The organism is Blautia parvula (genome assembly GCF_020215665.1).
Classification (GTDB): Bacteria; Bacillota; Clostridia; order Lachnospirales; family Lachnospiraceae; genus Blautia; species Blautia celeris.
The window spans coordinates 6104218-6118555 of the sequence record NZ_CP084061.1 but is presented as its reverse complement, the minus strand read 5'-3'; the positions used below and the strand labels follow the sequence as shown (position 1 = coordinate 6118555).

At 47.7% G+C, this 14338-nt stretch carries 8 protein-coding genes; all 8 read right to left on the bottom strand.

Annotated elements, in window-relative coordinates:
* Positions 1 to 196: 196 nt before the first annotated feature.
* Complete coding sequence (locus tag LC508_RS27635; RefSeq protein WP_054353324.1) at positions 197 to 1240, bottom strand: ribonucleotide-diphosphate reductase subunit beta; 1044 nt, start codon at positions 1238 to 1240, stop codon at positions 197 to 199.
* Positions 1237 to 3771, bottom strand: coding sequence for a ribonucleoside-diphosphate reductase subunit alpha (locus tag LC508_RS27630; RefSeq protein WP_103731959.1), 2535 nt, complete (start codon positions 3769 to 3771; stop codon positions 1237 to 1239). Before LC508_RS27630 ends, LC508_RS27635 begins: the two co-directional genes overlap by 4 nt.
* 251 nt (positions 3772 to 4022) lie before the next feature.
* The gene (locus tag LC508_RS27625; protein ID WP_103731960.1) at positions 4023 to 7469 is read right to left on the bottom strand and encodes a pyruvate carboxylase; all 3447 of its coding nucleotides are present in this window, start codon (positions 7467 to 7469) and stop codon (positions 4023 to 4025) included.
* 226 nt (positions 7470 to 7695) lie between these two features.
* On the bottom strand, positions 7696 to 9204 hold the full coding sequence (locus LC508_RS27620; RefSeq protein WP_033143771.1) for a catalase: 1509 nt from the start codon (positions 9202 to 9204) through the stop codon (positions 7696 to 7698).
* Positions 9205 to 9504: 300 nt separating this feature from the next.
* Positions 9505 to 9924, bottom strand: coding sequence for a YjdF family protein (locus tag LC508_RS27615; protein ID WP_118593799.1), 420 nt, complete (start codon positions 9922 to 9924; stop codon positions 9505 to 9507).
* 618 nt (positions 9925 to 10542) lie between these two features.
* A complete protein-coding gene (locus LC508_RS27610) occupies positions 10543 to 11376 on the bottom strand; it encodes an HAD family hydrolase (RefSeq protein ID WP_054353287.1) in 834 nt (277 codons plus the stop codon).
* A 1-nt stretch (position 11377) separates the two neighbouring features.
* Positions 11378 to 12481, bottom strand: coding sequence for an L-ascorbate 6-phosphate lactonase (gene ulaG, locus LC508_RS27605; protein WP_103732387.1), 1104 nt, complete (start codon positions 12479 to 12481; stop codon positions 11378 to 11380).
* A 49-nt stretch (positions 12482 to 12530) separates the two neighbouring features.
* Entirely contained in the window at positions 12531 to 14273 is a 1743-nt protein-coding gene (locus LC508_RS27600; RefSeq protein ID WP_103732386.1) for a glycoside hydrolase family 3 protein, read from the bottom strand.
* Positions 14274 to 14338 lie beyond the last annotated feature (65 nt).

The following is a 14338-nucleotide window of genomic DNA, read 5'->3' as shown; positions in this document are numbered from 1 at the left end:
CGCAGCACCACCTGCTATACATCTGATTATACATAACATACAGGTCAAAAACAATACTCCCACAGCAGATAAACCAATCGCTCTGGTACCTCGGGACTTTCATGCCTTTGCCCTGAAAACACCTCGCGGGACAGCGGAACATGAACAATTACCGAAAAAGCCGCCGCCAAAATTTCCGGCAGCGGCAGATATATTTCTACAGATCATCCACCAGTGCACTGCTCTTTGCATAAGCTGTGCTTCTGGCTTCAAAGAAGTCTGTCTTGATCAGATTCGCATTGCTGTACTGTCCCACCCAGCGCATGCTCTCCGGCTCCGTGTCATGGCCATCATAAATCCCTTCAAAGCCCAGACTGAAACAACGGAGGTTTCCCAGATATTTTATATAATCCCTGACCATCTCGCCGCTCAGTCCGGCAATATCCTCTCCGATCACATACGCTCCCCAGGCCATTTCCTCTTCACAGCCCTCTCTTATCATCTTCCGGTATATTTCCACTTTATCTGCCGTGAACATTTCCGGCTCCTCTTTTTTCAGTTCCATAAGAATATTCCGGAACAGCCACAGATGTGTGTTTTCGTCACGGTTGATATAACGGATCACCTGCGCAGTGCCCGGCATTTTGTGGTTTCTTCCCAGATTATAGAAAAACATAAAGCCGCTGTAGAAATAAATACCTTCCAGGATGTAATTGGCAACAATGGTCTTCATAAAAGTAAACATATCTTTTTTCTGCTGGAAATCGTTGTACAGGCTGCCGATAAAAGTATTTCTTTTCAGAAGATGTGCATCATCCCTCCACTGATACAGAACCTCCGTGCGTTTTTGAGGTTCACAGATCGTATCCAGCATATAGCTGTAGCTCTGGCTGTGCACAGCCTCCTGAAAAGCCTGGATGGACAGACACAGATTCACCTCATTGGCTGTGACATATTCACTGACAGCCGGCAGATTGGCTGTCTGGATGCTGTCCAGAAAGACAAGGAAGGAGAGGATCTTGTCATAGGCCCGCCTCTCTTTTTGTGACAGTCCCGGATAGTCTCTCACATCCACATTCAAATTGATTTCTTCCGGAATCCAGAAATTGTTCATGGCCTGCCGGTACCAGTCACTGACCCAGGTATATTTCATGTTATTGAAATCATTTAAATTCGTTGTATTGCCGCCTACCATTCTGCGGTTCTGTATTTCCCAGTCACCCTGCGGATTGAACAGGGGTTTTTTCTTCATTTCCATCAGCTTGCACACACCTCGCATTCTTCTACTTCCAAACTCCTGGACCGGATATAATATATGGTCTTGACCCCCTTCTCCCAGGCAAGCAGATACAGGTTCAGCACCTGGCGGAAGGTATAGTCATTGGTGATATACAGGTTCATACTCTGTGCCTGGTCTATATGGCGCTGCCGGACCCCGCAGGCGCGGACAGACCATTCCTGTCCGATGTGATGAGCATTCTTGTAATACCAGTACGTGTCAGGATTCAGCTCCGGCGCCACGCGGGGCACAAGGCCGTTCTTTTTCTCCTCCAAGAAATACCGGTTCATCACAGGGTCCACACCGGCTGTCGTTCCAGCGATCATGCTGGTACTGCTTGTGGGGGCAACCGCCAGAAGATAGCCGTTGCGCATCCCTCCGTTTTTTACCTGATCTTCCAGATAACGCCAGCGCTCTGAGACATAGGCCCGCTTTTCAAAATATGCACCGCTTTCCCACTCACTGCCCTGAAAATAAGCATAGCTGCCCTTTTCCCGGGCATTTTCACAGCTTGCTTTCACTGCCGCAAAATTGATATCCTCAAATATCCGGTCGACCATTTTCAAATGATCCTCACATTCCCAGAGGATCCCCTTCTTAGCCAGCATATGGTGATATCCGCTGACGCCCAGGCCAACCGGACGGTATTTCATATTATTGATCCTCGCGTAGGGAACCGGGAAGAAATTCAGGTCAATAACATTGTCCAGTGCCCTCATGGCACTTGCTGTGATCTCCTCTATCTCCTGTCTGTTATCTACATCAATTCTTCCCAGGGAAAGGCTTGCCAGATTACACACTACAAATTCTCCCGGCCGTGTGACCGTTACAACCACCGTCTCCCCGTCTACGACCTCCGTCCGCTGCTCCACCTGTTCAATGGGGCTCATATTCTGGGCGATCTCTGTGCAGAGGTTACTGCAGTAAATCATACCTTTGTGGCTGTTTGGATTTGCCTTATTGACCGTATCCCTGTTGAAGGTAAACGGGGTCCCTGTCTCCGCCGCGCTTCGGATGATCAGACGGATCAGTTCCTTAATGGGAATCACCCGTTTTTTTATCCTGCTGTCAGCCACACACTCCATGTATTTCCTTTCCCATTCCTGACCGAAAGCGTCCTCCAGGGCATACCCTTTCACCGTAAGGATCTCGTGAGGGCACATGAGATACCAGTCTCCCTCTATGTTTTCCTTTGCTGTCTTCCAGAACAAATCCGGATAGCAGACCGCCGGAAATACATCATGGGCTTTCATCCTGTCATCCCCGTTGTTTGTACGCAGATTCAGAAACTCCGGAAGGTCTCTGTGCCACGCGTCCAGATACACTGCCACCGCTCCCTGCCGTACCCCAAGCTGGTCCACCGCGACTGCGGTATCATTTGCCAGCTTGATCCACCGGATCACACCCCCTGCTGCCCCTTCAAAACCGCGGATGTCGCTGCCTGCTGCCCGCACTTTTCCAAAATACAGTCCCATACCGCCGCCGAATTTGCTGACCTTTGCAAAATTGTCAATGCTGCGGTAAATCCCGTCCAGACTATCCGGCACTGTATCAATAAAGCAGGAAGAAAGCTGGTGATAGGGCCTTCTCGCATTGGAAAGCGTTGGCGTTGCCATAGTCACCTTAAGTGTGCTGAGCATATCATAGAACCGTAAAACCCACATATCCCTGTTCTTCTCTTCCGGCATGGCCAGATGCATGGCAATGCCGAGAAACATCTCCTGCACCGTTTCCAGCGGTACATTCTGACGGCTCCTTATCACATAGCGGTTTATCAGAAGCTCCAGACCGGAATAGTTGAACAAGTGGTTTCTGTCCTCCTGCATGTAAGCTTCGTACCTGAGAATCTCTTCCTTTGAATAATTTTCCAGGATGTAGCTGCCATACAGGCCCATCTTGGTGAGACAATGGATCTTTTCGTAAAAATTGTGTATCCGGTAGTTTTCCAGTTCTCTCTCCAAACGGCGGGTAAACTGCAGATGCAGAATCCGTGCAGCAGCAAATTCCCAGAGAGGTGCCTCCTGGGTGGTCAGCTCTACTGCTGCTCTTTTCAGCAGATCCAAACGTTCCTCCACCTGGATGCCTTCCCGGTAAAAAGTCAGAAATTTGGCAAGCAGATGCTCCAGATGATAAACATGGTCCGTATATTCTCTCTGGATCTCCCTCAGAACCGTATCCAGTTCCTCCGCCTGTTCAAAATATTCCATGATCTTTCTTCTGGCTTCCCGCTTTTTGGCCCTCTCGTTTCTATATAATATGAAGCTTTTCAGCACCTCATAATAATTGAGCTCTGTGAGAGAGCGCTCCACGATGTCCTGGATCTGTTCCACCTGCAGCCGGCTGGACTGAAGGGGACAGTATTTTTTAATCTTATACTCCACCAGCTCCGTGACTTTTTCTATCTCTTCCTCTTTATATACCTGCCCCACACTTTTAAATGCCAGCAGGACCGCATTCTTTATTTTCTGTATATCATAGGGTTCTGCCTGTCCATTTCTTTTTATGATGATCATATTTTTCTTCTGCCTCCTCTTCCCTATTCTGTCCACTGTGTTTTATTCTCATCCTGTCAGGGTATGAATCAGCGCGGCAAATGCACAGACCTGACCGAACAGTGACGAATTATTGATATTGTAACACAGAGAAGGTATATACTCAACCTTTTTACTCCAGTTTGATTCTGGATATTATTACTTCTACAGCCCGCACAACAAAGGGATAAGAGCTCCTCTGTACCCCAGAGCAGCGCTTATCCCTTTATGAATCATTCTTTTACTGTCTTAACTGTCATAAGCAGTTCTCCTGCCTTGATCTCTTTCCCCTCTTTTACAAGGATTTGATCCATCTCTCCATCCATGAGTGCGATTACATTTGTCTCCATTTTCATTGCCTCAACTACTGCCAGAACCTGGTTTCTTTTGACTTTTTCTCCCGGTTTTACAAGTATCTTACTCACAAGTCCGGGTATGGAAGCACCCACATGGCTCAGATTATTGGGGTCAGCCATTGGTATGGATTCCACAGTCACCTTGGCGCTCTTATCCTGCACGGAAACTTCCCTGCGAATGCCGTTCAGTTCAAAGAATACATTTCTGGTCCCGTCCGGGTTCAATTCGCTCTTGCCCAGATATTTTATGACAAGTGTTTTTCCGTCTTCTATCTCCACACGGTTTGTCTCCCCCTCGGCAAGTCCGTGAAAATACACATGGCTGCCCAGGCGGGTGATATAACCGTATTCTCTGCGGCTCTTTAAAAAGTCCTCTACAACCTTAGGATAAAAGCACCAGCTTATGACCATTCTCCAGTCCGGTTTCGGAACAAATTGTTTCAGTCTCTCTCTTGCCGCATCGAAATCCATGGGCAAAAGCAGTTCACCCGGACGGCATGTGATGGGTGTCTCTCCCTTCAGAACCACTCTCTGCAGTTCTTTTGGGAATCCCCAGCGTGGCTGCCCCATCATTCCCTTGAAATAGCTCACTGCAGAATCCGGGAAAGTCAGGTTTTCTCCGCGCTCCACAATATTTTCCGGTGTCAGATCATTCTGGACCATAAAAATTGCCATATCACCTACCATTTTTGAGGACGGCGTTACTTTTACAAGACCTCCCAGCATCTCATTGACCGTGCGGTACATCTCTTTTACTTCCTCAAACCTGTGTCCCAGGCCAAGGCTCTCCACCTGTGGTTTCAGATTGGTGTATTGGCCGCCGGGTATTTCATAGCGGTAAATATCTGTTGCGGGATATTTGATTCCTCCTTCAAAGGAGCGGTATCTCTCCCTCACGTCACTCCAGTAATCGGTCAGCTCCTGCAGACGTTCCAGAGACAGGCCGGTGTCTCTTTCCTGACCCCAAAGAGCTGCCACCAGGGAATTCATGGAAGGCTGGCTGGTGAGGGATGACATGCTGGAAACAGCCGTATCCACAATGTCCGCCCCGGCCTCCGCAGCCATGAGCAGCGCCGCGATCTGGTTTCCGCTGGTGTCATGGGTGTGGAGATGGATGGGGAGACCCGTCTCCTCTTTCAGTGCTTTCACCAGCTTATGTGCAGCATAAGGCTTCAGAAGTCCTGACATATCCTTGATACAGAGAATATGGGCACCCCGCCGCTCCAGTTCTTTTGCCATCTCCGTATAGTATCCCAATGTGTATTTATCCTCTTTCGGGTCAGAGACATCCCCTGTATAACACAGTGTTGCCTCTGCGATCTTATTCTGGTTCAGCACTTCATCCATAGCGATTTCCATTCCCGGGATCCAGTTCAGGGAGTCAAAGATTCGGAATACATCTATTCCGCTTCTTGCTGCCTCTTTTACAAATTCCCGGATCAGGTTGTCGGGATAGTTGGTATATCCCACCGCATTTGCACCGCGCAGCAGCATCTGGAAGGGAATATTGGGTATTTTTTCCCTGAGCAGGTCAAGGCGTTCCCACGGAGATTCCTTCAGAAAACGGTAGGCCACATCAAAGGTGGCACCGCCCCACATTTCCAATGAAAAAGCATCTGCCAGTATCTCTGCAGTCCCCTCCGCGCCTTTTACCATATCGCGTGTTCTCACTCTGGTGGCAAGAAGGGACTGGTGTGCGTCCCGCATAGTGGTATCTGTAATAAGCAGCTTTTTCTGATCCAGCACCCACTGCTTTACCGCTTCGGGTCCCCGAGCATCCAGGATCTGTTTCAGACCGTCTTTCCTCGTTCCCGTTACCTTTGGAAAACGCGGCGGCTCATAGCGGTATTTTCCGGCTGTCGGGTCATTGACTACAATGTTGCCTATGTATTTCAGCATTTTTGTGGCCCGGTCCTGGGAACTCTTGATGGAGAACAGTTCCGGTGTCTCGTCAATGAATTTTGTATGGCATTTTCCTGTGCGGAACATGGGATGCATTAAGATATTTTCAATAAATCCGATATTGGTCTTCACACCGCGCACCCGTGTCTCGCTCAAAGCCCTGAGAGATTTGTTGCAGGCACCTTCAAAGGTATTGTCATGTGTGGTAACTTTTACGAGAAGACTGTCATAGTAGGGGGATATCTCTGCACCTGCGTAGGTATTTCCGCCGTCCAGACGTACACCGAATCCGCCTCCGGTCCGATATGCGGTCACCTTTCCGGTATCAGGGGCAAAATTGTTCTGCGGGTCCTCTGTGGTTACCCGGCATTGGATGGCATATCCATGCCGTTTTACATCCTCCTGCTTTTCAATCCCGATCTCCGGAGCTGCCAAGGTCTTTCCCTCAGCAATGAGTACCTGAGCACGGACAATATCAATGTCTGTGACCATCTCTGTGACTGTGTGTTCCACCTGGATCCTGGGATTCATCTCGATAAAATAATATCCGCCCTTCCGGTCCACCAGAAACTCTACCGTCCCCGCATTTACATACCCAACTTCTTTTGCAATTTTCACTGCGTCTTCACAGATTTTTTCCCGTATATCCTGTGAAATGGCAAATGCAGGCGTAAATTCCACCACCTTCTGATAACGCCGCTGCAGAGAGCAGTCTCTCTCAAAAAGATGGACAATATTGCCGTACTGGTCTGCCAATATCTGTACTTCAATATGCTTTGGCTCCTCTAAAAATTTTTCTATGAAAATATCACCGCATCCAAAAGCCTTTAAAGCTTCACTCTGCACCAGCGGGAAGGTATCTCTCACTTCCTGTTCATCTGCACACCGCCGCATGCCTCTTCCGCCGCCTCCTGCAGAAGCCTTCAGTATCACCGGAAAACCGTAAGATACTGCAAGCTCCACCGCCTCTTGGGCATCACGGATGGGCACTGTGGACCCCGGAACAGTGGGAACACCGCATCGCTTTGCAATTTCCTTTGCGCTCAGCTTATCCCCCATCTGTTCCAGCACATGGGACGGCGGGCCGATAAAGGCAATGCCGCTCTCCTCACAGGCCCTGGCAAAGTCCGCATTCTCTGAAAGGAAACCATAGCCCGGATGGATGGCATCCACCTTATGCTTTTTGGCAATATCTATGATCATGCCGATATCCAGATATGCACCTAAAGGACTCTTATTCTCTCCTATCATGTAAGACTCGTCTGCTTTTGTCCGAAAGACGTTGTACTCATCTTCCTTAGAATAAATCGCAACGGTACTGCGCCCCAAATCGCAGCACGCCCTGAAAATACGGATGGCGATCTCTCCCCTGTTAGCTGCCATCACTTTCTTAAAGTTTTTGCCGCACCTTTCTTTTTCCATACCTTTCCTCCTGTTTTTTGACCATAACGTGATTTGTTTCCGGTTTTGTCTTTCTATTAAAGCCATTTGTCTGTTTCTGAAAGACAAAAATATTTATTTCCACTATACTCTATTTAAAATGAAAAAGCAAGAAAAAAATAATCTTTTTATACACGTAAAAACAGGAGGCACAGACAGATTTCTCTGTTTGCCTCCTGTATAAGATTGGCTGCCGCAACCTTTATTTTTACTTTAAAGTAGCTCGGATCAGGCTGTTATGGTCTCCTTTTGCAAGTTCTTTTACCCTGTCAAAGTCCAAATGCATAGCCTCTGTGATGCGTTCTCCGTATTCCGGGTCTGCCCAGAAGCAGTGTACTGCATGGCGATACTTGATATTATCAGTCACCGGCGCAATATTTCTCGCCGTATTTTCTATCAGAAGGACCTTCTTGTCCTCCTCAAGGATACGCCACAGATCTCCGCCTGCCCGGAAGCAGTCATCCGTAGGATCATCCGTGGGATCATAGGCATACATAGCACCTGACAGATCAAGAGGCGGCTCCATGACCTCCGGCTGTGACGACCATACGCCTGCGCTGTTTGGTGAATAGGAAGGCGCCCTCCCGTAATTTCCATCCACACGCATAGCGCCGTCCCGGTGATAGTCGCTGACCTGGCATTTTGCCCTGTTTACCGGAATCTCATTGTAATTGACTCCCAGACGGTATCTGTGGGCATCTCCGTATACAAACAAGCGGCCCTGCAGAAACTTATCCGGTGAAAATCCAATGCCCGGCACTACATGGGCAGGTGTAAATGCTGCCTGTTCAACCTCCGCAAAATAATTTTCGGGGTTTCTGTTCAGTTCCAGCACCCCCACCTCTATCAGCGGATATTCTCTGTGTCTCCAAATTTTCGTAATATCAAACGGATTCTCATAATGGTTTCTCGCCTGTTCTTCTGTCATGATCTGCACATACATGGTCCACTTGGGATAATCGCCCCGCTCAATGGATTCAAAAAGGTCACGTCCATGGCTCTCCCGATCCATGCCGCATATTTTCTCTGCCTCCTCATCCGTCAGATTTTTGATTCCCTGCTGTGTGTGGAAATGGAATTTACACCAGAACCGTTCATTCTTTTCATTATAAAATGAATAGGTATGTTCACCATAGAAGTGCATGTTCCTGAAGGATGCCGGTATTCCCCGGTCTGACATTACAATGGTGGTCTGATGAAAGGTCTCAGGAAGCAGTGTCCAGAAATCCCAGTTGTTCTGAGCGGAACGCATGCCTGTCCTTGGATCACGTTTTACAGCCCGGTTCAAATCCGGGAAATTATGTACATCGCGGAGGAAAAATGTGGGCGTGTTATTTCCCACCAGGTCCCAGTTTCCCTCTTCCGTATAAAATTTTACAGCCACACCGCGGATATCACGCTCCGCATCCGCGGCCCCCCGCTCCCCGGCAACCGTGGAGAAACGGATAAAAAGCTCTGTCTCTGCACCGGGCTGCAGGACCTTCGCTTTTGTATATTGGGAAATATCATGGGTAACCGTAAGTTTTCCGTAGGCTCCCCATCCTTTGGCATGCATTCTGCGCTCCGGTATCACTTCACGGTCAAAATGCGCCAGTTTTTCCATCAGCCACACATCCTGCATGAGTACCGGGCCTCTCGGACCTGCTGTCAGGGAATGTTCATTTTCTGCCACAGGTGCACCGGCTTCATTCGTAAGTTTCCATTTGTTTTCTTCCATGCTTTAATCTCCTTTTTTTCAGACACCTCCGTGACAAATGAGGTAACTCGTGCTCCATGAAAATATTCTTATTCTGCCGCCAGTTACTGCATGTTATTTATATATTTATAACATATATAAATTTATTTTTCTGTGACTATATCACATATCATCTTTTTTTTATCATATCATCATTCAGCACAATATACATCATTCTTCTAAAATTATTTTTGTTTTTATGCATACTTTATACTTTCTTAAGAACTTACAAAAAAACCCGGAACAAATGAACATTCCGAGTCTTTTTGTAATACCCAGAGGCTATCTTCCTCTGTGCTTTTCCTTTCTTTTCTGCTGCCTTAAGGCAAATTTTCTCTGCTCCTCCTCTTCCCTTTTCTCTTTGGAAAGGGATCTGCGCATTTCCTTATTTTCCTCATGCTGGAGCTTCAGAGCCTGCTGGGATTTCGTGCCGATGCCCGTCCGGTTCATCTGCTTTTTTACCTGGCGCAGCATCCTTTTAGGATTTTTATGCTCTGTTCTTCTCACAGCTTCAGCAACAGCCGGACTGAAACTCAGACGATACCAGTTCTGACTGATAAATTCCTGTACCTCATACTCTTTTGGCTCCGGTCCGAATGTGATCTTACACACAGAACATCCTCTGCTGTCCGTTCTCTCACACAGGCCAATCCAAAAGGGGTCCTGAAAAAACACCTTCACTGTTATCGAAATCCTGTCCATAATCGTTCCTCCTTGAAATGTTTTTATGGACTGTGAGGGTTATCCATCCGAATACCACTGCACATGTCCTGCAAAGAAGGGACGACCTAAGGAGGAAGGTTACTTACAGACCGGAATATCTGCACATCCGGTCTGCGCCCGGACTACCTACCGGGTCTGTGTGGCCCTGCCGCACGTTGTGTTTTTATCTTTGCATATATATTATAGCGCATATGAGGAGAATGTGCCACCCGGCCTGTTGCCTTCTTTTTGTTTTGTGATGTGTAAGAGTTTGACAGTTCTTTTTTATCAACATAATTTGTTATTATTAATGGAATAGGATAAAACATACAGCAAGTCAATATGTATGGAACACCAGCTGCTAAAAGATAATGAACACGGATATTATTTTCTACTCCTAAAACAAAGAACGGTAGCCGAACAGTGCCAATAAGACATACGTTCTGTACGAATATGGCGAAGAAAGAAATGACCCCAAATACATTACAGTATGTAATGGAAAATGCTAGACAAACCGATAGAACAAGGCTTTAATGGCATTTAAAACATTTAAAAGATAATAGGAATTTAGTATTAGATTTTATTATACAATCAACCAATGAAAAATCCATATAATTTTCAGCCTTCCAAATTCTGAAAAAAACGTTCCACCAGCCCGCTCTGATAACTGCCGCCATAAGTTCCCTGTTCCAATCTACTTACCGCTTCCGCGGTGAATTCTTTCCAGGACTCTTCCTCATGCCCTACACAAATCGGATAAAAATACACATGATTTTTGACCGCGGCCTCATAGTCTCCCGGCGCGTCTCCGGCCATCAGCATCCGCTCCGGTCTGTATCCCTGCTCCAAAAGTATCTGGATACAGTGCGCCTTGTTTCCAGTGTCCTGTGCCATCACCTGGTTAACACAGTCCAAAAGGCCGCACCGCTCCCATTCTTCCAGAACTGCTGATCGGTTTGCAGACGATACTACCACAATATCCGCATTTTTTCCCGCAGCGGTAAGAGCTTCCTTCACGCCTGCAAATGGAAGCTTTTCCGCCTCCTCCAGTAGGTCAATTCTCCGATTGACTTCTCTGGACCACTCATACGCCTTTTTTAGACAGACAGCATCTCTTTCATTTTTTCCCCATTCCTGCTTCAGCGCTGCTTCTGATAAACGCGGACTGTTCTCTGCCCAATCTTTCAGGGCCTGCACGCCCTCGATTTTTGTATACTGTCTGTCTATTTCCTCAAGCATTTTCGCAAGCCCTTTAAAACGGTTGATGCCGCGGCTACGCGTATACAGATTAATTTCATCCCAGCGTTTTTGAATGTCTTCTCTCCACTGCTCAAGCCCCCATTCTTCCACAAGACATGGTCCGAAGCACTTCATATGCTTAATGTTCATGGTGTCCATGGCGCAGCCGTCAGAATCAACACATATCAGGATATCATGTTTCTTTTCCATCATCTTACAGGCAGGAACGGAACGGGATGTTCTGCGGAGCCTCAAAACAATCCTCAAATCCTCTCCTATGATGATAGTAAATCTTCTCTTGATCCATCGGATAGGTATATTTGCCTCCCACCTGCCAGAAAAACGGATGGAATCTATATTCGTTACGGTCCTTCTTAAAATCATAAAGCAACTTAATTTCCTCACAGTCTGCCTGGAAGTTGGTCCATACATCCCAATGGATTGGAATCACCACCCTGCACTGCAGATTCTCCGCCATCCGAAGGACATCGATCGAGGTCATTTTATCGTGCATACCGATTGGGTTCTCCCCAAAGGATCCGAATGCCACATCGATATCGTAATCTTTTCCATGTTTCGCGAAATAAATGGAAAAATGAGAGTCTCCAGAGTGATAAATATTGCCCCCCGGCGTTTTCAAAAGATAATTTACTGCTTTATCGTCCATATCTGTAGGACATTTACCGGTCAGCTCCTCCCGGTCTTCCTCGGTAGAATCCGTCGTCACGATACAGGTTCGATCAAAGCTGTCCAGAACCACAATCTCAATGTCTTTTATCCGAATCACATCTCCCGGTTTTACTGTAATGCACCGCTCCTTGGGTACGCCCCATTTCACCCAAGTTGCCACCGATTTTTTGGGGCCGATAAAAGGAACCGGAATCTTTTTTCCCGACTCATCTGTAGTCGTCATTCCCGAATTAATCACATGCGCTGCCCACTCCGCGGACATATGATCCTGATGATAATGTGTCGCCAGAACCGCATCCACCGTCTTAAACGCAAAAGGATCAATTACAAAGGGAACATTTCTCAGGTTCGGCTGCATCTTTCGCGCCCCGCACATATTTGCCATTTGATGCCCCGGCGCCATCTTGCCATTCCCGTGCGTCCGTTTTCCGTTGCCGCACCACAGGTCTATTGTAAGATTGGTATCGCTTGGCGTTTTCATCCAGATACCGGTACATCCCAGCCACCACATTGCCACATTTCCCGAGGCCACCTTCTCGTTTTCGATGTCCTCCACCAACCAGGTTCCCCACTCCGGAAACGTGTTGCTGATCCAGGATTCTCTTGTCATTTCGCTGATCTTGCTCATAATTGTCCTCCTTATCTTCTGACACACTTATTGTAACAATCTGCTCGCTCTAGGTTCTTGTATCCCAGCGTCCGCAGAATACATTTGCTTCTGCCTGCCCCTCAAACGCTTCCTTTCCCGCCAGCTTTCTCATCAGGTGCTCCAGTACCTGCTCCGTCGGCGCATAGGCGTTGATAAAGCATTTCGCCATGGGAACATCAATCAAATGATTGGTATAGTTCAAAGAAATAATCACTGTGGGTAGCTCATGCACATACCAGGGAATCTCGGTAGAATGCTTGACAGCCCATTCCAGACGCACAATATTTTTCTGTGCGTATCCCGAAATGTTGATAAACATAAACACAGCGTCATATTTTTGCTTAAATTTCTCCACACTCCCAATCACCACGGATTTCATCATGTTTTCCCGCGAAAATCCATGTTTAACCGTCAGATCATAATAACTGTCATGCAGTGTCACCTCATAGCCGCATTCGGTCATGATGCACCGAATCTGCTCCTTTACCGGATCCTCCCGGTTTTCCCTTGTAATAGGCGGATTGCTGACCACAATCACATAAACCCGCCGGTGTGTTTTAGGTGAGACCGGAAGCTGGTGCAGAGAATCTTTCACCAATGTAATACTCTTTACCGCTGCATTCTCCGCCATTCTTTTGTGTTCCTGACACCCTATCACAGCCAGTTGTTCCCGCGCACCGATCAGCTCTCCAGCACGTGCCTTCTCATGCAGTTTCAGATGCGCTTTCAGCCCCAAGATCCGCGTCACCGCATCGTCCAAACGCCCAGGCGTGATCACTCCATCCCGATATCCCTGAAGCATGTAGGAAAAATCTTCTCCCACATCGTTAAAAAACAAAAACATATCGCATCCCGCAGCAATCGCTCCCGGAACCTGTTTTTTCCGGGGCATAGAGCTGGTAAACCCTCCCATGTGGGTAGCATCAGTGACAATCACACCATTAAAGCCTAACTGATCACGCAAAAGCTTCTGCAAAAGATTTTCAGACAACGTCGCCGGCACAATTTTCACATCCGAAATCTCCGGCACAAATTTCCGCTCGTAAGCAGGAAGGGCGATGTGGCCCACCATCACGGCTTCCACACCGTCCGCTATCATGGTCCGATAAACTCTACCAAAGCTCTCATCCCACTCCTCACAGGAAAGATTATTGGTTCCCATCACCAGATGCTGATCAAGCTCATCTACGCCGTCTCCCGGAAAATGCTTCGCAGTGACAGCGACGCCTGCTTTTCTCATCCCCCTAACATATGCCCGGGCATTTTTTATGACACGGTCGGTATCCGAACTGAATGCTCTGGTATTCACCACCGTATTTCTCCAATTCTTTTTGATATCACACACCGGCCCGAAATTCCAGTTGCATCCCACCGCGGCCGCTTCCGTTGCCCCTACATACCCTACATGTTCTGCAGTGACGTCGTCCCCCGCCGCTCCGCAGGCCGCCGCGCTGGCCACATAGGTACCATCCGAGCAGGCTCCATTGCCGCCGCTGTCACAGTTGCACGCAATCAGAAGCGGTATTTTAGCGCATTCCTGATAAAATTTATTCTGTTCATAAATCTGTTCTGCCGGTTCGTTTTCATATCTGCATCCGCCGATATGATACTCCTGAATCAGTTTCCTTGCTTCTTCGCGATCCTTCGTCCGATCCAGCATGATAAACAGCTGTCCTATCTTCTCCTCCACGCTCATATGGCTTAAGGTTTCCTCCACCCAAACGATATCTGTGTCTGAGAGAAAAAAAGGCGCTTCTTTTAAATTTACCATACATACCTCATTTCCCAGATTGGCCCGCAAAGACAGTTATTCTTTCTCTGCGCGCTGGCGTTGCT

Bases quoted from the DNA above. Each gene is read 5' to 3' on its own strand.
- LC508_RS27630 (WP_103731959.1), bottom strand. From the start codon at position 3,771: ATGATCATCATAAAAAGAAATGGACAGGCAGAACCCTATGATATACAG.
- ulaG (WP_103732387.1), bottom strand. From the start codon at position 12,481: ATGAGCAAGATCAGCGAAATGACAAGAGAATCCTGGATCAGCAACACG.
- LC508_RS27620 (WP_033143771.1), bottom strand. From the start codon at position 9,204: ATGGAAGAAAACAAATGGAAACTTACGAATGAAGCCGGTGCACCTGTG.
- LC508_RS27615 (WP_118593799.1), bottom strand. From the start codon at position 9,924: ATGGACAGGATTTCGATAACAGTGAAGGTGTTTTTTCAGGACCCCTTT.
- LC508_RS27610 (WP_054353287.1), bottom strand. From the start codon at position 11,376: ATGATGGAAAAGAAACATGATATCCTGATATGTGTTGATTCTGACGGC.
- LC508_RS27625 (WP_103731960.1), bottom strand. From the start codon at position 7,469: ATGGAAAAAGAAAGGTGCGGCAAAAACTTTAAGAAAGTGATGGCAGCT.
- LC508_RS27600 (WP_103732386.1), bottom strand. From the start codon at position 14,273: ATGGTAAATTTAAAAGAAGCGCCTTTTTTTCTCTCAGACACAGATATC.